Raw genomic sequence first — 18,856 nt, 5'->3', positions numbered from 1 at the left:
AATAGTTTATAAAATAATTTTTGTCTGTTTCTATATGCTTGTTTAAGCATAAGCAGTTTATTAAGCTACTTTTGGCAATGATTTATTAACATTAACAGCAATAGTACCTGCAACAAGTGTAATACAGTTTAATAAAGCAAAGATTTTAGCTTTCTTAATACCTGCTGAGCGTATATTGTCAGTATTTAAATCTATAGATGAGAAAAATTGATAACAAATATTACCATAGAGTAGATGCACTACACCTATGCTAACCGTAGCTGTTCTAAAATTTCATCAATAGACACATTGCTATCAGCTTGTTCATATATCCATTGAATACGCTGCTTTTGTACCTCTTTTCGAACCATTTTTATTCCTTGCCCAAATTTGCAATATTCATCGCCTGAAGTCGTACAATACAGGTATGTCAATGATATAAGCCATAATAATCTGTCTATTGATTTTATTGAACGTACTTGATACATATTTAGTCCGAGATTATTCTTTGTCTGCCTAAAGAATATTTCTATAGGCCATCTCTGGCTGTAATAATTTAGAATTGTCTTGGTATCTAATTCAGTATCAGTACAGATAAATGCATGTAGAGCATTTTCATTTTTAAAAGCTTTCTTCAGACCAGCACAATACTACTATAGCATTATCTATGCCATTTAAGGCTCCTTCATAACGATATACCCAGTATATAGAACCGTTTACTGTAACGAGGCAAACTTCGTTCTTTTCAATATATTGGGCAAAGTCTTTTATCTGTATCCTGATGCCTTGTGGATAGATAATTCTGTTAGTCTTTAGTGCTCCTATGAGATGGTATCCCCTTTCAAAATGTGTTTCTATTACTTTTTTGTTTATGTACCATGAATCATATAAACCATATACTGCTCCTTTAGATATTGGAAGCATAGATACCATTTCGCATATTCTTTCGATTTTGCTTTTGCCACCTTTTTCATAGCGTTCAATACAGTAAGGTAATACTACTTTGCTGCAGGATAGCATCATGTTAAGAAGCTTATGTCCCCAAACTTGTTTCCCTTTTAAATGCGATTGATGGAATTTGGTAGTTTATGTAAGTGAATTTTCTCACCTATAGTTATTAAAATAAAATTTAAAAAGGGGTGTGTAGTAATTGAATAATACTCATAAGTTGGAAGGTTTAGTTATTCCATGCATTACACCATTTACTGATGATTTGAGTAAAGTTGATTTTGAAAAGTTTGATAAATTGGTGGATTACTTGATAGAAGAACAATGCGCAGATGCAATAATTCCAATTGGAACAACTGGGGAATCGACATCATTATCACATCTTGAAAAGGAGTTAGTTATAGAAAGAGCAGTAAAACGAGCTAATAAAAGAGTGCCTATTTTTGTTGGTGCTGGAGGTGCAAACTTGGATGAAACAATAAGTTTGACTAAATATGCTGAAAATATTGGAGCCGATGGTCTGTTAATAGTTGTTCCATATTATATTAGACCAGATCAGGAAGGTATTTATCAATTTTTTAAGGCGGTAGCCCAACATACAAATTTACCAATCATGATTTATAATATACCATCTAGGACAGCAGTTAATATGAGTATTGATACAATTATTAAAGTAGCAAATATTGACAATGTAATCGGTATAAAAGATTGTTTTAACGACATTACAAATACTTCCGAGATGATAAGGATATGTCGGAATGAATTAAAAAAAGAATTTTCTATCTTGACAGGTGAAGATACTAATATATTTATAAATCTATGCCTCGGAGGAAATGGTGCAGTTGCTGCAACAGGTCATGTTGTTGATAAAAAAATAAAAGAGATGATAAATAAATATAAAGCTGGAGATATAATAGGTGCAAGAAAAATTCAATTTGACATATGTACACTTCAAAAGAGTATGTTTAAAGCTCCTAATCCTGCACCAATCAAAGCAGCATTGGATATATTAGGTCTAAATTTAGGAGGTAAAGTAAGATTGCCCTTAGTAGATATAAATGATGACATTAAAGAACTTATAAAGTCAGAGTTGCGTAAATTTTATGATTTTTAATACATGAGGAAATTGTATAATTCAAAAATCGAATGCAATTGAACAACATATAGTGTTATAACTATAAATAAACGACAATATGTTGATATATTTTGATAAGAAAGTTAATTATGAAATTCGTTCACATAAATAGCTTATGGCGATAAATATAATGATGCCAGAAAACTAGACAAATCAAAAAACAAAAATTGTGTTATGTGTATTGAGAGAAGTAATGTTCATAGTGTTAGGTGGTATTATATGAAAACAAATGTATCTAAAAGAATAATTTTAATTATTTGCGTAGTGGCTATTTTATTTGTTGGCTGTTCTAAAAGCGGAATTAGTATGAACTATGTCAAAACTCCAGATAAAATTTATTTAACTGGAGATTTACATAGACAGGAAATTATTGAATTAAATAAAAAATATGAAGAAACAAAGGATTATAATGAAAAACAAAAAATATTACAAGAAATTGCCCAGCTTGAGGTTAGATCTACAGTAATGATTGATGATAAAGTATTTATTAATAAGTTTTTAAATTATATCCACAATTCAAAAGGAAAAGATGAAAATATAATTTTGGATAGGTCGAGTAAAGATTATTATTCAATGCAGTTTGTATATAATGGTTTAAAAACAATGGATGAAAATAAGCTGAAAGAAGGATATATGATAACAAATATTAATATTTACAATGGCTATGCGCTATTCCCTAAATATGATAAAACCTCAAATAGCAATATAACTTTCATAAGTGTTAAATTAAGCGGATAGTATGATGAATTATTTAAAAGATTATTACAAATCAAAAGGGAGATAGAGTTTACGCATATTGATATAAAATATTTTGCATCATTTGTCGTTATAGCTGCCATATTAGATTTCTTTTATCCAAAAAAATCTTCATTTTACTTAGCCTTGTTCATTGGATTGGCAGCCGGGTTGCCATATAGCTCTTCAGACAAAGATTAGAAAGATATGAATAAGAAAAATACTTGAAGTAGTTCAAAATAATCATTATGTTATAATAATTTGCTAATTTGCCGCCTACTTCGCTAAAAATGCGAATTTTGGAGTTTTCCAAAAAGCTGGTTTGAAGTTAATAATGTTGTCAAGTCGGTAGAATCCAAAATATTTATATTTGATTTAATCTCTCAAATATTTTATATTTTAATTTTTCCAACTTGTCAACATATATTTCTTTTATTCTTTTACATATTTCTATTGCATTACTTTGACTATATATGTGTGATGTGGCATTTCTGTCTACAAGCATATCAAGCCATATTTTTTCATCATCAATTAACCCTGATGAATATGCTTCTCTTAATACGGTTTTTGGTGAATTTAATCCAATTAAGCCTTCATCTTCAAAGATTTCTTTTAAAGTTTTCCAAGCAAGTTCAAAAGTAAATTCATACCTTTGAATTATTCCATCCCTTTGAAGTTCGTCTTCCTCGTCATATTGCAACAAGCCTTCTTTTAATCTATCTAACGCTTTTATAAAATTTTCAAGTTTATTATTGCTTTTCATATACAATAACACCATCCCGGTTAATATTATCTAATAACTTTTTGTCAGTATTATCATCTATAAAGACTATATCAAGTTTCAATAGAGTATTTATATCATCTAAATCGCAATAAATTGCGCCTTTATGTGAATCATCCTTGCAATATACGGCAATATCTATATCGCTGGTCTTTCTATTATCTCCTCTTGCTCTCGAACCATATATTACTATTTTATCAATATCATTATATTTTTCACCTATAAATTTAATTGAATCTATTATTCTATCATCTAAATCTAATTTCATGATATGCCTCCAAGTGTCGTTCTTTAGATTGATTATACAATATTATGAAATACACTACAATCGGCATTTTGTTTAAAAATTTTATAAAATCTATTTACAACGTAACAGTGTTATGTTATACTATCAGTGTGGAGGTGAACATTAGTGGATAACAATGATTTAATATCGAAAAAAGAATTGCTTGAGATTACTGGTATTTCATACGGTCAGCTTTACAGGTGGAAAAGAAAAAATCTTATTCCTGAGGAGTGGTTTATAAGAAAGTCTACATTTACAGGCCAAGAGACATTTTTCCCAAAAGCAAAGATTCTTGAAAGAGTAAATAAAATTCTAAGCATGAAAGAAGACTTATCATTGGATGATCTTGCAAATATGCTTTCGCCAAATCCTTCAGAGATTGTATTAAGCTTAGATGAGATAAAAAAACGCAATATTGTTTCGCTTATATCTTTGGAGCTATATATAAAGACGTTTGGAGAAGAAAAAGAGTTTTCTTTTAATTCAATTCTATATATTTACATTGTTGATGAAATGATAATTGCAGGAGATATAAATCTTGAAGAAGGAAAAATTATTTTAGAAACGTTAAAAGAAAATTACAATAAATTCAATGGGAAGAATTGTGATCTATTATTTGTGAGAAAGTTTGGAGTATCTACATGTTTTTTGGTATCAAGTGGGTCTGAGGTTTATTTCGAACCAGGTGCGAAAATCATTAAAAGGCTAAGTGTTGCGGGAATTATTGAAGAATTAAAGATAAAATTAGTAAATGGGGGCGAGTTTAATGAGTAGTGAAAACTTAAATGATTTAATTGGCAGTGGCGTAGGCGACTCTGCTGGTGGCAAGTATCGAAATGTCATAATAAGTGGTGTTATGGGAGTAAAAGGCGATGTAGAATGCACAGATTTTAAATGCAGTGGTGTTTCAAAAGTAGATGGCAGTATAAAAGCAGAAAGCATCCTTGTAAGTGGGGTCAATAATGTAAATGGAGATATTAAGTGCAAAGAGTTATCTGTGGAAGGGTCGTTGAATGTTGCTCATGGTGTGAATGCTGAAAAAGTCCAGATATATGGTGTGCTTAAAGTAAATGATGACGTAAATTCAGAGATATTTGTCTCACGAGGAGGATTCACCATAAACGGACTTTTAAATGCGGAAAATATAGATATAAGACTATTTGTAAAATGTAAAGTGAGAGAAATCGGCGGCCAAAGTATTAATGTTTGCAAAGACAATACAAACAATATAAAATTCTTTGAAAAAATCCTTGAGACATTTTCTATGCCACAAAAATTGATCGTAGATACTGTCGAAGGTGATGATATTTATATAGAGTACACTAATGCAAAAATTGTGAGAGGCAAAAATGTTAAAATTGGTCCTGGTTCAAATGTTGACATTGTAGAATACAAGGATAAATTTGAAAAAGATGATAATGCAAATGTTAAGGAATTTAAAAAGGTTTAAAGGAGTGCTTTTTATGGATTTAGAGAAAAGGCAAAATATAAAGATTGTCGGGGATAATACATCTGCAGGCGGCTTATTTAATAATGTTTCGGTAGTGGGAAATGGGATTTTTAATAGCTCTGTTGATTGTGCATACATCAAAGCTACCGGAGACTGTACAATAAATGGAGACTTAAAAACTGTTTCTGGGGTAGTTGCAGGGAGTGTAGCTATAAAAGGCAGCCTATCTGCCGATATATTTAAGGTTGCAGGCAACGTGACAGTAGATGGTGATACGTCTATTAAAAATTTAATAACGCACGGAAATGTAACAATTAAGGGGAATATTTCGTCTGAAAAAATAGATGCAAATGGCCATTTTACAATAGAAGGAAATTGTAATTCTGAAATTTTCACATCAAATAGCATTGTCATGAAATTAAATGGTCTTTTGAATGCTGATGACATAGAAATCTACATCTATGGTAGTAATTTTGTCAAAGAAATTGGCGGAGAGAAAATCATGATAAGACGAGGTTCTGAATCAATATTTAAGAGGCTTAAGCTTATCAAATCGATGATTTATGATGCGTGTAAAGGTGACCTTACAACAGATGTCATCGAAGGTGATGAAATATACCTGGAGTATACGACGGCGAAAGCTGTGAGAGGTAAGAATGTCACAATTGGGCAAGGATGCAATATAGAGCTTGTAGAATATGTGGATAACTTTAATCAACACAGTGATTCTGTTGTCAGAGAAAGCAAAAAGATGATATTATAGCCAAACACAGGTGTCCTGCGTCTGGCTTTATTTTTTACTGTATATCTATTTTTCTGCCTTTTGGCTTATCTGGATGCAATTTTGGCATTATGATGGTCAATATGCCGTTTTCAAATTTCGCAGTCGTCCTTTCTGAGTCTACTTCAGCAGGAAGCCCTATTCTTCTTTCAAATGAACCATAATACCTTTCGTTTAAATAGTAGCTTTGATTTTTTCTTTCGGATTCTTTTGACGTCTGCCCCTTTATCTCAAGTACATCATCGTGAACGCTTATTTCTATGTCTTTTTTGTCAACGCCGGGTAATTCGGCTGTCGCTGTAATTTCAGTTTCGGATTCTGTAATGTCTATTCTGGGGCGTGCAAATATATTTGATAGTGCAGGTAAGTTAAAATCAAAATTAAAGTCTGGCCACATGTCGTTGCCGCGCCATTTTATCAAGCTCATAAATGACACCTCCAATAATTTTTACAAAAATATTTTGTGAAAAATAGGGTTTTTTATTCTTACATTTTCAATATATGTATGGTAAAATCTATTGTAGACAAAATGAAAAGGAGTTTTGGTATGAGGCCGTCTGAAAAAGATGCTAATAAAATCTATCTGCTTATACTGATCCTATTTGTTTTTGTAGGTTCATACGTTCAGAGAAAATCATTGTATTTAGGGCTTGTTATTACAGAGTTTGTTATCGTTCTACTGCCTGTTGTACTTTTTTTGATTTTTAAAAGGTACGACGTAAAATACGTATTAAGGCTAAATAAACTTAACTTAAATCATGTGTTTTTAATAATAGCTATAATGATATGCGGTATGTTTGTATCCAGCTTTTTTAGCATCTTGACAAATTTCATACTAAGTAAATTCGGTAAAATACCCATACCGCCTATAAATGCTGCCAGCGATATTGTGGGATTGATAAAACAGATATTGATAATTTCAGGGACTGCAGCTTTATGCGAGGAGATACTTACGAGAGGGCTTATTTTGAGAAGCTATGAGATGAGAGGCTCTACAAAGGCTGTCGTCATATCAGGCATAATGTTTGCCGCATTGCATCTTAATGTGCAGAATTTTTTAAGTGTAGTCTTTTTAGGGTGTTTATTAGGGTTTCTTGTGCAAAGGACTGATTCAATTTACGCATCGATGTTGGGGCATTTTACAAACAATACTATGGTTCTGGTATTGCAATATGCATCAAATAAAGTTTCAAGTACAGCGGGATTTAAGCCAGGAACATTGGTAAAAATGAATATTCCGTTTTTATCTGTGGTGGTGTATGGATTCATCGCTATAGCGGCAGGCACGATTCTTTACATGCTTCTTGAAAAACTCGTAAAAACTACAAATCCATACATTATTCACAGTACTACAACTTTAAAAGACGATTTAAAGATATTGCTTCAATGGCCTCTTTTATTATCTGGATTGATCTTTTTGGCCATGATAGGTTTGGAGCTATTGGGAATTTCGGGATCTCAGTATTATGGAAGAATTGTAAAGTTCATCTATTGAGGCTTTTGCGAGTTGACAATAATTATAAATTGATATAAAATATAAGTAACTGCAATCGGTTTCACTAAGGTGGTGTTAAGATGAATGTAACTATAAAAGATGTTGCACAAAGAGCACATGTTGCGCCTTCGACTGTATCAAGGGTTATTGCGGATAATCCAAGGATAAGCAAAGAGACGAAAGAAAGAGTTTTTAAGGCGATGGAAGAGCTGGGTTATTACCCTAATGCTATTGCTAGAAGTTTAGCCAGCAAGATGACCTACACTATAGGGCTTATAATGCCTCGATCTGCAGAAGATGCGTTTTCCAACCCTTTCTTTCCTGAAGTCATGAGAGGCATAAGCGTGGTTGCTCATAACGAAAAGTACGATTTGCTTATATCGACATCAGGCAATGAAGAGGAAGAAAAACAGGCTGTCATAGATATGGTGAAAGGGAGAAGAGTTGATGGCATCGTTCTTCTCTGCTCAAGGACTACAGATGAGCTAATACCTTGGCTTAGAGAGGAGAAGTTTCCTTTTACTGTAATAGGAAAGCCTTTAGATTCGAAAGGTGTATGCTGGGTAGATAACGACAATATTGGAGCATCAAGGCTTGCTACAAATTACCTTATAAAACATGGCCACAGAGAGATAGCATTTATAAGTGGTTCACTGGAGTTTGTAGTGAGTCTTGACAGACTTGATGGTTATAAGTTGGCATTAGAGGAGAATAATATTCCGTTTGACAAAGAATTGGTTGCACAAGATGAATTTTCAGAAGATGGCGGTTACAATGCCATGATGAGGATATTGAAGCAGAAAAAGCCTACCGCGGTTGTTGTGACGGATGATATAATGTCTTTTGGTGTCATAAGGGCAGCGATAGATTATGGATTGAAGGTGCCGCAAGATGTATCCCTTATCGGGTTTAACAATATTCCTCTTTCTGCTTATGCAAATCCGCCCCTTACAACGATAGACATTTCTACTTTTGATTTAGGCGTGAAATCTGCAGAATTGCTGCTTAAAAACATTAAGAATAAAGACTTTGTTGCAGATCACATAATTGTACCGGTAAAATTGATCGAAAGAAAGTCATGTATAAAAAGATAAATAGGCTAAATGCCTATTTATCTTTTTATGCGCCTATTGCTGCTTTTTTGTTGAAGCTTAAAAGCATGTTTCCTACCTTGTACACATCGCCTGCACCTATTGTTATCACAAGATCGCCACTTTTTATAGTGTTTTTGAGGTAATCTACTATGTCGGTGAAATCTTTTATGTAGTATACCTCATTTCCTCTATTTTTTATGAGATTAACCAGATCTTCCGCCCGTACGATACCTGTGTCTTTTTCCCTTGCAGCGTATATATCTGTTATTATCGTAATATCGGCATCGTCAAAAGAAGCAGCGAAGTCATTCAAAAGCGAATAAGTCCTCGTATATGTATGAGGTTGAAATACGCATATTATTCTATTATGAGGGTAATTTAATGCGGAAGACAATGTAGCTTTGATTTCTGTCGGATGATGTGCATAGTCGTCGATTACGATTGCGCCGTCGATTGTGCCTTTGAATTCAAACCTTCTGTGGGTGCCCTTAAACTTCTTAATGACATCCGGACATTTTTTTATATCCACGCCTAAAAGGTGACATACTGATAGTGTTGCCAATGCGTTTAATATGTTGTGTTTCCCTACAATGGACAGCTCAAAACGTTCCACAAATGTACCATTGTAGTACACATCAAATGAAGGAAATCCTTTTTCGTCAAATTTTATGTTTTTGGCGTTCCATGTACAGTTGCTGTCGATTCCAAACGTGATGATATTGCGGTTTACATCTTTAAGCACACTCATTGTATTAGGATCATCGCCACATGCGACTACAAATCCGTCATTTGGAACGAGGTTTGCAAACTGTGTAAATGACTGCTTTATGTTGTCGATGTTTTTAAAGTAATCAAGGTGGTCTGAATCAACGTTTAAAATGACTGCAATGTACGGATAAAACTTTAAAAAACTGTCTGTGTACTCACATGCTTCTGTTATAAAGTATTCTGAATTGCCTACTCTTACATTTCCGCCGATTATGTCAACTTCTCCGCCAACTAATACTGTCGGATCGTAATTCATTTCTTCTAGCAAAACAGATATAAGCGACGTTGTGGTGGTTTTTCCGTGACTTCCAGCGACTCCGACTCCGTACTTGTATTTTTTCATTATTTCGCCTAAAAGCGTCGCTCTATCTATTGTGGGTATGTTAAGCTGCCGCGATCTTATCATTTCGGGATTGTCTTCCTTTACTGCCGCTGTGTATACGACTAAGTCTGCTCCGTCCACATTTGAAGCGCTATGGGGGATATTAATTATTGCACCTTCATTTCTTAATTTTTTTATTATATGAGAATCCTTTATGTCTGACCCTGTTACAATGTGTCCAGAGTTTAGCATTATATGTGCAAGGCCGCTCATGCTTATGCCACCAATTCCTATAAAATGAACTCTTTTAAAATTTTCGATGTCTATTGTCATTAATATAGCACCTCTTTCAAATTTTGTTATTATTATTGCCAAAAAACGGTCTCTTTATGAAGATAAAATACTATACAAAAAGATTATATCACATATTGCAAATTAATGAACTTTAAAATATAATGTTAATTAAAAGTTTGTCTTTGGAGGTTTTTCGATGAATTCATACAAAAGGTACGAGAGGATCAGTGTCATACTTAAGATATTGACCGAAAACCCCAATAAATTGTATAACTTGAATTATTTTATGGATCTATTTAATGTCGCAAAGTCCACTGCATCAGAAGACATGGATATACTTCAAGGTATATTAGAAAAGTTCGGCTTAGGTAAGATAAAGACTGTTGCAGGTGCTGGCGGCGGTATAAAGTACATTCCTATAAATAATATAGATAATTATCGCGAATTTATGATAGATATATGCAATAAGCTTCAGGATCCCAAAAGGATTATTCCGGGAGGTTTTTTGTACACTGCCGATATCATTTATTCTCCTCAATATGCCAATAAGATAGGTGAAATTCTATCATATCCATTTCAGGACAAAGATGTTGATGCAGTTGTCACAGTTGAGACAAAAGGGATACCTATTGCCATCATGTGTGCCAAAGCATTAAATGTTCCATTGGTGATTATAAGGCAAGACAATAGAGTGACTGAAGGTTCATCTGTTTCAATAAACTACGTTTCAGGTTCGCAAAAGCAGATAAAAGCCATGTCCCTTTCAAGGAGATCTTTAGAGAGGAATTCAAAAGTGGTTTTGATAGATGACTTCATGAAAGCAGGTGGCACTATAAAAGGCATGATTGAGCTTATGAACGAGTTTGATGCAGAAGTGATAGGCGCTGGTGTCATGATATCTACAAAAGAGCCTGAAAACAAGGTTGTGAAAAACTATTTTTCCGTATTTACGCTTGTAGACATGAATGAGGAGAAAGAAACTGTAAAGATGGAGATAAGCGATTGGTTAAAATAATGTATAATATGCATAATAATGGAAATAATAGTGTGGTGGCATAAAATGAATTTTTTTATCAAAATTTTTCTAAATTTTAATTTTTCATGGAGGAAATTTTGATTTAATGGCGAATAATATTAAGGTAAGAAATTTTATTTAATTTTTCTTATATTTAAAGTCATAAATTATTGGCTTATATTGCAGGAAGGTGGTGAGCTTATGGAAATTACAGACGTTAGGGTGAGAAAAATAAACGAGGAAGGCAAAATGAGAGCTGTGGTTTCTGTAACCTTCGATAATGAATTTGTTGTTCATGATATAAAGGTTATTGAGGGACAGAATGGTTTGTTTATAGCTATGCCTAGCCGCAAGACACCCGAAGGAGAGTTTAAAGATATTGCACATCCAATAAATTCAGAGACAAGAGCAAAGATTCAATCTGCTATACTTAGCGAATACGAAAAAGCTAAAGAGCAGGACAAGCCGCAAGGACAGGAATAAAAAGGAGGTTTCTCCTTTTTATTTTTTTGTTGAACTTTGTCAAATTTATAGTTAAAATAGTATAGGAGTAAAGAGTTAAAATATTAAGAATGTATTAGAAGGTGTCGCGATGGATAATTTTGTTACGCTAATACTTGCTGCAGGACTTGGAAAGAGGATGAAATCAAAGCATCCAAAAGTGATTCACAAAGTTTGTGGAAGGCCTATGGTTGAATGGGTTGTAAAGAGTGCCAAAGAAGCTGGTTCACAGGACGTAGTCGTTGTTTTAGGACACGGTGCTAATGAGGTAAAGAATGTATTGGGTGACAGCGTTAAATATGCGTATCAAGAAAAACAGCTTGGTACTGGACATGCTGTCATGGTTTCGAAGGACTTATTGCCTGATACGGGCAACATAATGATCTTAACTGGTGATACACCGCTTATAACGTCTGAGACATTGAAGAAATTCTATGACTTCCATTTAAAAGAGCAAAACTCTATCACAATATTATCTTCTTTTTTTGATATTCCAGATGGATATGGAAGAATTGTAAGGGACTCAAATGGCAATGTTTTAAAAATTGTTGAGGACAAAGATGCCAACGATGTGGAAAAAGGTATCCATGAGATAAATTCCGGAATGTACATTTTTAATTCTGACTATTTAAGGAAATCGCTTCAACATATAGGCAACAACAATGCACAAGGGGAATATTATCTGACGGATGCCGTAGAGATAGTGATAAGGTTAGGCGGAAAAGTCGGAGCATATCAAGCTTCAAATGAGGAGATAATGGGAGTCAATACGAGAGTACAGCTAAAAGATGCGGAGAAAGTCATGAGAAAAAGGATAAATGAAAGGCTTATGTTAGACGGAGTTACCATAATCGATCCTGATAGCACTTACATTGGCCCTGATGTCATGATAGGAATGGACACGATTATATATCCCGGCACTATGATAGAAGGCAAGACTACGATTGGAGAAGACTGTGAAATAGGACCTAATTCCTACATCATCGATTCGGAAATAGGAAATGGCTGCAAAATAGTATTTTCTATGATCACTGAGTCGAAGCTTCACAACAATATAAAATTAGGACCGTTTGCCCAAATAAGGCCTGAAAGCGTAATACATGACAATGCTAAGCTTGGCAATTTCATAGAGATAAAGAAGTCTGTCATAGGTGAAGGGACAAAAGTGCCTCATTTGACTTATATAGGCGATGCAGAAGTCGGAAAACGCGTTAACATGGGCTGTGGTTCTATAGTCGTCAATTACGATGGCAAGAACAAGCACAAGACCATCATAGGCGATGATGTTTTTGTTGGATGCAATGTAAACTTGGTATCGCCTCTTAAAGTCAACGATAATGCTTTTATAGCTGCAGGCTCAACCATAACAGACGAAGTGCCGGAAGGGGCATTGGCGATAGCAAGATGTCGCCAGACGAATAAAGAAGGATGGGTAGAAGAAAGAAGAAAAAAAGGAGGACTATAGGAGTGGTAAGACACGGAGGAGCAATAAAGATTTTTAGTGGCAACTCAAACCCTGAATTGGCGAGAGAGATTGCCGAAAACTTAGGACTTACATTAGGTGATTCAGAAGTTGGTACATTTAGCGATGGTGAGATAAGCGTAAGGATCAAAGAAAGCATAAGAGGTGCAAATGTATTTGTCGTTCAGTCTACGTGTTCACCAGTAAATGATAACCTTATGGAACTTCTTATAATGATAGATGCATTTAAAAGGGCATCTGCTGGCGAGATAACTGCTGTCATACCTTATTATGGTTATGCCAGACAAGATAGGAAGTCAAAACCGAGAGATCCGATAACAGCAAAGCTGGTTGCTGATCTTATTACAGTTGCAGGTGCCGACAGAGTTCTCACAATGGATCTTCATGCGGCACAGATTCAAGGATATTTCAATATACCAGTTGACCATCTTCTTGGCGGTCCAATACTGGCGAAATATTTCATGGAAAAGGATTTGGGCGGAGATGTGGTGGTTGTATCCCCAGATCACGGAAGTGTAGTAAGAGCAAGGAATTTTGCGGAAAAACTTAATGCGCCTATAGCCATAATAGATAAGAGAAGGCCAAAGGCTAATGTAGCAGAGATAATGAATCTCATAGGTGATGTAAGAGGTAAAATAGCTATATTGGTAGATGATCTTATTGATACAGCAGGGACGCTGCAGCAGGGAGCGCAAGCGCTTATCGACAATGGTGCAAAAGAGGTGTATGCGTGTGCTACACACGGTGTTTTGTCAGGTCCTGCGATAGAAAGGTTGATGGATTCTCCGATAAAAGAATTGGTTATAACAGATACTATTCCACTTCCTGAAGAAAAGAAGATAAGCAAGATAAAGGTAAGGACTGTAGCTCCATTGCTGGCGGAAGCCATAATGCGAATATATGAAGGCATGTCTGTAAGCAAATTGTTTGTATAGGCACTAAGGTGCCTTTTTTTATATATACATCTATCGTTGCGGTTTTTAAATCAATTATGTATAATAGTCTTAAAAAGAGGGGTGTTTATATGGGCGAAAACAAAAAAATATATATAGTTGACGACGATAGAAATATATGTGAGATAATTTCACTTTATCTTGAAAAGGAAGGCTTTGCAACAGTGAAGATTAGTGACGGGCTTACGGCATTAAACAAAATAAAAGAAGAACTCCCCTTGCTTATTATACTTGATTTGATGCTTCCCGGCATTGATGGAATGACGCTGTGCAAAGAAGTAAGGAAATTTACGAATGTGCCTATTATAATGCTTACAGCAAAAGGCGATACATTTGACAAAGTTTTAGGTCTGGAGATAGGCGCCGACGATTACATCGTAAAGCCTTTTGATGGGAAAGAATTGGTTGCTCGTGTCAAAGCTGTGCTTAGAAGGTATGAGCATGAGGAAAATGATGGCGACAGTGTCACATATCCTGATCTTTCTATAAGCTTAAGCGAGTACAAAGTGAAATACAAAGGTGAAAATGTAGACCTTACACCGAAGGAATTGGAGCTTTTTTACTTTTTGTGCACTCATCCCAATAAGGTCTTTACAAGAGATCAACTGTTAGAAAACGTATGGGGATACGAGTACATGGGCGATAGTCGAACTGTGGATGTACACATAAAACGTTTGAGAGAGAAAATAGGGGATGGTCCGAACTGGAAACTAACAACTGTATGGGGTGTGGGATATAAATTCGAGGTGAAATGATTTGAGCAGAAATAGGCTCTTTAGAAGGCTGCTTTTCACAAACATTGCAATAATACTGCTTACGATGTCTATACTTTCCGTGCTTTTTTACATCATGTTTGAAAATTATTATTTTCGCGATAAAGAAAAGATAATGGTAGAAGAAGGCAAGCAAATAAATACCGTTTTGAACGATTACCTCATAGGGGACATAGACATTGACAGGCTTAATCAAGATTTGAATGTCATTGACAGGCTTATAAATGCATCGATATGGGTTGTAAGCACAGACGGGCGCATATATATACAGTCGAAGAACTTTGAAAAGAATTGGACAGGTGTCACATTAAGCAAAGATGACATCAAAAGCATTTTAAAAGGTGAGACTATTGTAAGAAGGGGATATTTTGGCGGCAGATTTACGCAGCCTGTTTTGACTGTTGGTTTTCCGCTGGTACTGGCTGGGAAGATTCAAGGTGCCATATTCATGCACGCTCCTATTGTAGAGATGCAGAAAACCTTGATGGACATATTTTTCATAATGCTTTTAGCCATAGCCATATCCATAATAATAGCATTTATACTTATTTCTTATACATCAAAGAGAATCTCTAATCCTTTAAAAGAGATGAGCATTGCAACAGAAAAAATGGCAAAAGGAGATTTTTCAACAAAGATAAACGTTGTAGATGACGACGAAATAGGAGACTTGGCAAAGTCCTTCAACATAATGTCAAGTGAATTGGGAAGGATGGATAATGCCAGAAAAGAGTTTGTGGCTAATGTCTCACACGAGCTTCGCTCGCCTTTGTCAACCATTCAAGGCTATATAGATGGAGTCGTGGATGGGACTATACCTGCAGAGAAATCCAAATTTTATCTTGAGATAGCTCAAAAAGAGACGAGGCGCATGTCCAGATTAATATCTGAACTTTTGGATATAACGAAGATGGAATCAGGGGCTTTCCCTTTAAATATATCAGAATTTGATATAAACGAGCTTATAAGGCTGACCATAATAAAGATGGAAGCAAGGATAAGCGATAAGGATCTCATGGTTAAGGTGGACTTTGAAAGTGACAAAGAAATTGTAGAAGCAGATAAAGACAAGATAGAACAAGTGCTTACTAATTTGATAGATAATGCAATTAAATTTTCAAATCCTGGTGGTTATATACACATATCTACAGAAAAGGTGAAGGAAAAAGTCCATGTAAAAGTCCAAAATAAGGGCAAGACGATACCGCCTGATGAAATTGACCATATATGGGACAGGTTTTACAAAGTTGACAAGGCCAGAAGTGGCAGCCCTGGTGTCGGATTAGGGCTTTATATAGTAAGAAGCATCATAAATCTTCACAATGAGGATATATGGGCTACCAGTAGTGATGCAGACGGAACTACATTTACTTTTACATTGAGGGCGAAAAAAGTTAAGCAGTAAAATAAAATTTTTACAATTTGTTCATACTTTATTCATAAATTAAGGTTATAATAATAATCGAGAGAGAGAAAAGCCTCTCCTTGACCTCCCTTATTATAGCAGCTCGAGCCACCCCTCGGGCTGCATTTATTTTTCTTCTCATATAAAATTATTAAAAATAATTTACAATATGTTCACAGTTTATTAAAAATTCTAATTTATAATGTAATCATGAGAGATGATAAGGAGGATGATGAATATGGATTTTGAAAATGAACAAAACAAAAATATAGGCGAAAATGAAATAGATAATTTTAGAACTGACGATGCCTTAGGTTCTGATGACATAAAAGGCGAAAATATAGATGACACTCAAGAAATTAAAGCAACATATGGTGCTGAAGAAAGTGGAACCTATACGAATCCAAGGGTAGAATTTAGAAGCAACAAAAAAAGCTTAGGCAAGATGGTAAAAAGATTTAGAAGAAGGATGCTGGTTTCATTTGTGGCTGTTGCATTGATTGCAGCACTTATAGGTGGCGGAACTGTGGCAGGAATCATGAAGTACACTAATTTGGGGCAACAGACACAGGTTATAAATAGGTACTTGCCACTTTCATCATCAGACAACAACAATTACAGCTTGATTGCCAATATAGCTAAAATTGTAAGTCCTTCCGTTGTTGGAATTGATACAAGCGTATCATATTCCAATGGATTTGGCAGCGCACTGGTGCCTGAAGGCAGTGGTTCAGGAATAATCATCGACTCACAAGGCTATATAGTGACAAACAATCATGTTGTGGATGGAGCTTCTAAGATAACAGTAAATTTATCTGATGGCAGAAAGTTCCCTGCACAGCTTATAGGAAAGGATTCAAAGACTGACTTGGCAGTATTGAAGATAAATGCTACAAATTTGATTCCGGCAAAATTGGGTGATTCGTCAAAGCTTGAAGTAGGAGATCTGGCAGTTGCCATAGGAAATCCTCTCGGCGAAAGCTTTGCAGGTACAGTTACAGCAGGCATAATAAGCGGTCTTAACAGAAATCTTCAAAGCGATTACGGACCAGTTAACCTCATTCAGACAGATGCAGCTATAAATCCTGGTAACAGCGGTGGACCTTTGGTCAACAGCAATGGTGAAGTTGTTGGGATAACAAGTGTGAAGTTGACATCAACAGGTGGTTCAGATACTCAAGATCCATTTGGAATGTTCCAGAGCCAAAGCACACCTGTTGAAGGAATGGGATTTGCGATTCCGATAAATGAAGCAAAACCTATAATAGATGACTTGATAAAACATGGATATGTAGAAAGACCAATGATGGGTGTAAGCGTACAGGAAGTAACCCAACAAGATGCAGCGCAGTACAATATACCGGTTGGACTCTATATAGCGCAAGTACAGCAAGGAAGCGGTGCTGATGAAGCTGGACTTCAAGCAGGAGATGTGATAACGGCAGTAGATGGAACAAAAGTACAGACTTTTGATGCACTGCAAAGCATAATATCTAAGCATAAAGTTGGCGACACGATAACTGTTACATTCTGGAGAAATGGCAGAACCATGAGTACAAAAGTAAAGCTTATGAGCAGTTCAAATGCACAATAAAATGTAAATAACGCTAAATAGTTCTTTACCAGTCTCCTCCCGCTGGTAAGGAACTTTTTTTATTGTTGAACTTGAACTTTTTTTCACAGTTTTTTGTGATATAATAAAAAATAGCATGACTGGAGGGGTTATAATGTACATTGTTGTAGGACTTGGGAATCCCGGGAAAGAGTATGAAAAAACGAGACACAATGTAGGTTTCGAAGTGATAGACAGTCTTTCTAAAAAATTAGATATAGCTGTAAAGAAAATTAAGTTCAAATCATTAATCGGTGAAGGACTTTATAAAGGAGAAAAAATAGTGCTGCAAAAGCCTCAGACATTTATGAATTCCAGTGGTGAGGCTGTTTACGATATAGTTGATTTTTACAAATTGCCACTTTCTAATTTGATTGTAGTATATGATGATAAGGACCTGGATGTGGGTAAAATAAGAGTGAGGAAGAAAGGCAGTGCAGGTGGGCATAATGGAATGAAATCGATTATATATATATTAAATAGCGAGGACTTTCTAAGAGTGCGATTAGGCATAGGAAAGCCAAAAGGCGACATGATAGAGCATGTTTTAGGTAGATTTGAGGAAAGTGATATGGATATAGTTGAAAATTCTATCGATAATGCGGCAAAGGCCGTTTTGGATATAATAGAGAATGGAGTTGAACATGCCATGAATTTGTACAATGGCAACAATATATGTTTATCGTAGGTGGTTTTATAAGCGCAATTTTGTCCTACTTTTTGAATAAACTTGTTGTGGATATGTACGGTGACAAAGCTGTAATATACGGCGTGCCGCTTGTTGAAGAATCGTCAAAAACTGCTATTGGATACATCTTTGGCAGTGTTATTGGCGTTCATTTCGTGTTTGGGGTTGTAGAAGCCTTTAAGGATTTTGTTGAATCACCAAAAGAAATAAATTTTAAGGCATCAGTTTTAAGCATTGCCACACACCTTGTTTTTGGAATTGTTGCTTTTTACGTTTTAAGACAGATAAATATATATGCTGCTATTTTTATGACAGCCGTCATTCATGGGTGCTGGAATTGGATTATGTTGAGGTGATT

19 protein-coding genes and 2 pseudogenes are annotated in these 18,856 nt (G+C 35.1%); 16 read left to right on the top strand and 5 right to left on the bottom strand.

From position 1 onward, the window contains the following. Window positions 1–245: 245 nt before the first annotated feature. Window positions 246–1,056, bottom strand: a pseudogene (locus tag GSH73_RS13875) (transposase); the annotation flags it as partial. Window positions 1,057–1,129: 73 nt separating this feature from the next. On the opposite strand from GSH73_RS13875, the gene dapA reads away from it, so the two are divergent. Together dapA and GSH73_RS12425 are read left to right on the top strand one after the other, a co-directional pair. Then, the gene (gene dapA, locus GSH73_RS12430) at window positions 1,130–2,041 is read left to right on the top strand and encodes a 4-hydroxy-tetrahydrodipicolinate synthase (protein WP_014757654.1); all 912 of its coding nucleotides are present in this window, start codon (window positions 1,130–1,132) and stop codon (window positions 2,039–2,041) included. A gap of 240 nt (window positions 2,042–2,281) precedes the next feature. Continuing rightward, window positions 2,282–2,800, top strand: a complete 519-nt coding sequence (locus tag GSH73_RS12425; RefSeq protein WP_014757655.1) for a hypothetical protein — start codon at window positions 2,282–2,284, stop codon at window positions 2,798–2,800. 361 nt (window positions 2,801–3,161) lie between these two features. Here the strand turns inward: GSH73_RS12425 and GSH73_RS12415 are convergent, their stop codons facing one another. Together GSH73_RS12415 and GSH73_RS12410 are read right to left on the bottom strand one after the other, a co-directional pair. Then, window positions 3,162–3,560, bottom strand: a complete 399-nt coding sequence (locus GSH73_RS12415; RefSeq protein ID WP_038069579.1) for a nucleotidyltransferase substrate binding protein — start codon at window positions 3,558–3,560, stop codon at window positions 3,162–3,164. After that, a complete protein-coding gene (locus GSH73_RS12410; protein ID WP_014757657.1) occupies window positions 3,547–3,846 on the bottom strand; it encodes a nucleotidyltransferase domain-containing protein in 300 nt (99 codons plus the stop codon). Before GSH73_RS12410 ends, GSH73_RS12415 begins: the two co-directional genes overlap by 14 nt. 144 nt (window positions 3,847–3,990) lie before the next feature. Between GSH73_RS12410 and GSH73_RS12405 the strand changes: the two genes are divergently transcribed. From GSH73_RS12405 to GSH73_RS12395, 3 genes are read left to right on the top strand one after another with little or no spacing between them, the layout of a single operon-like run. Then, window positions 3,991–4,638, top strand: a complete 648-nt coding sequence (locus tag GSH73_RS12405; RefSeq protein WP_013296733.1) for a YhbD family protein — start codon at window positions 3,991–3,993, stop codon at window positions 4,636–4,638. Further along, window positions 4,631–5,314: a polymer-forming cytoskeletal protein gene (locus tag GSH73_RS12400; RefSeq protein WP_014757658.1), complete on the top strand. Its 684-nt coding sequence runs from the start codon at window positions 4,631–4,633 to the stop codon at window positions 5,312–5,314. The genes GSH73_RS12405 and GSH73_RS12400 overlap by 8 nt, the downstream gene beginning before the upstream one ends. Before the next feature lie 13 nt (window positions 5,315–5,327). Then, window positions 5,328–6,077 (top strand): hypothetical protein, encoded by a 750-nt coding sequence (locus GSH73_RS12395; protein WP_014757659.1) that lies wholly within the window; start codon window positions 5,328–5,330, stop codon window positions 6,075–6,077. A gap of 34 nt (window positions 6,078–6,111) precedes the next feature. Here GSH73_RS12395 and GSH73_RS12390 read toward each other — a convergent pair whose 3' ends face one another. Further along, entirely contained in the window at window positions 6,112–6,522 is a 411-nt protein-coding gene (locus GSH73_RS12390; protein ID WP_014757660.1) for an Hsp20/alpha crystallin family protein, read from the bottom strand. Between the two features lie 120 nt (window positions 6,523–6,642). On the opposite strand from GSH73_RS12390, the gene GSH73_RS12385 reads away from it, so the two are divergent. Beyond that, entirely contained in the window at window positions 6,643–7,590 is a 948-nt protein-coding gene (locus tag GSH73_RS12385; RefSeq protein WP_014757661.1) for a CPBP family intramembrane glutamic endopeptidase, read from the top strand. A gap of 80 nt (window positions 7,591–7,670) precedes the next feature. After that, window positions 7,671–8,684 (top strand): LacI family DNA-binding transcriptional regulator, encoded by a 1,014-nt coding sequence (locus GSH73_RS12380; RefSeq protein WP_013786963.1) that lies wholly within the window; start codon window positions 7,671–7,673, stop codon window positions 8,682–8,684. A gap of 25 nt (window positions 8,685–8,709) precedes the next feature. Here the strand turns inward: GSH73_RS12380 and murC are convergent, their stop codons facing one another. Next, a complete protein-coding gene (gene murC / locus GSH73_RS12375; RefSeq protein WP_014757662.1) occupies window positions 8,710–10,107 on the bottom strand; it encodes a UDP-N-acetylmuramate--L-alanine ligase in 1,398 nt (465 codons plus the stop codon). Between the two features lie 157 nt (window positions 10,108–10,264). Between murC and purR the strand changes: the two are divergent. The 9 genes and pseudogenes from purR (at window position 10,265) to GSH73_RS12330 (ending at window position 18,854) form a co-directional block, all read left to right on the top strand. Further along, window positions 10,265–11,127, top strand: a pseudogene (gene purR / locus GSH73_RS12370) (pur operon repressor). Between the two features lie 157 nt (window positions 11,128–11,284). Further along, a complete protein-coding gene (spoVG, locus tag GSH73_RS12365; RefSeq protein WP_013786966.1) occupies window positions 11,285–11,566 on the top strand; it encodes a septation regulator SpoVG in 282 nt (93 codons plus the stop codon). A 109-nt stretch (window positions 11,567–11,675) separates the two neighbouring features. Next, a complete protein-coding gene (gene glmU, locus GSH73_RS12360; protein WP_014757664.1) occupies window positions 11,676–13,049 on the top strand; it encodes a bifunctional UDP-N-acetylglucosamine diphosphorylase/glucosamine-1-phosphate N-acetyltransferase GlmU in 1,374 nt (457 codons plus the stop codon). 2 nt (window positions 13,050–13,051) lie between these two features. After that, complete coding sequence (locus GSH73_RS12355; RefSeq protein ID WP_013786968.1) at window positions 13,052–14,002, top strand: ribose-phosphate diphosphokinase; 951 nt, start codon at window positions 13,052–13,054, stop codon at window positions 14,000–14,002. A gap of 89 nt (window positions 14,003–14,091) precedes the next feature. Next, entirely contained in the window at window positions 14,092–14,775 is a 684-nt protein-coding gene (locus tag GSH73_RS12350; protein WP_014757665.1) for a response regulator transcription factor, read from the top strand. Between the two features lies 1 nt (window position 14,776). Continuing rightward, window positions 14,777–16,198, top strand: a complete 1,422-nt coding sequence (locus GSH73_RS12345) for a sensor histidine kinase (RefSeq protein ID WP_014757666.1) — start codon at window positions 14,777–14,779, stop codon at window positions 16,196–16,198. Window positions 16,199–16,436: 238 nt separating this feature from the next. Further along, window positions 16,437–17,792, top strand: a complete 1,356-nt coding sequence (locus GSH73_RS12340) for a S1C family serine protease (RefSeq protein WP_014757667.1) — start codon at window positions 16,437–16,439, stop codon at window positions 17,790–17,792. Between the two features lie 133 nt (window positions 17,793–17,925). Continuing rightward, window positions 17,926–18,498, top strand: a complete 573-nt coding sequence (gene pth / locus GSH73_RS12335) for an aminoacyl-tRNA hydrolase (protein WP_014757668.1) — start codon at window positions 17,926–17,928, stop codon at window positions 18,496–18,498. After that, window positions 18,486–18,854 (top strand): hypothetical protein, encoded by a 369-nt coding sequence (locus GSH73_RS12330; protein ID WP_014757669.1) that lies wholly within the window; start codon window positions 18,486–18,488, stop codon window positions 18,852–18,854. The genes pth and GSH73_RS12330 overlap by 13 nt, the downstream gene beginning before the upstream one ends. The last annotated feature ends 2 nt before the right edge of the window (window positions 18,855–18,856 follow it).

The organism is Thermoanaerobacterium aotearoense, from assembly GCF_009905255.1.
In the GTDB taxonomy this organism is placed as follows: domain Bacteria; phylum Bacillota; class Thermoanaerobacteria; order Thermoanaerobacterales; family Thermoanaerobacteraceae; genus Thermoanaerobacterium; species Thermoanaerobacterium aotearoense.
The sequence above is the reverse complement of the archived record's forward strand: the minus strand, read 5'-3'. Positions and strand labels throughout refer to the sequence as shown.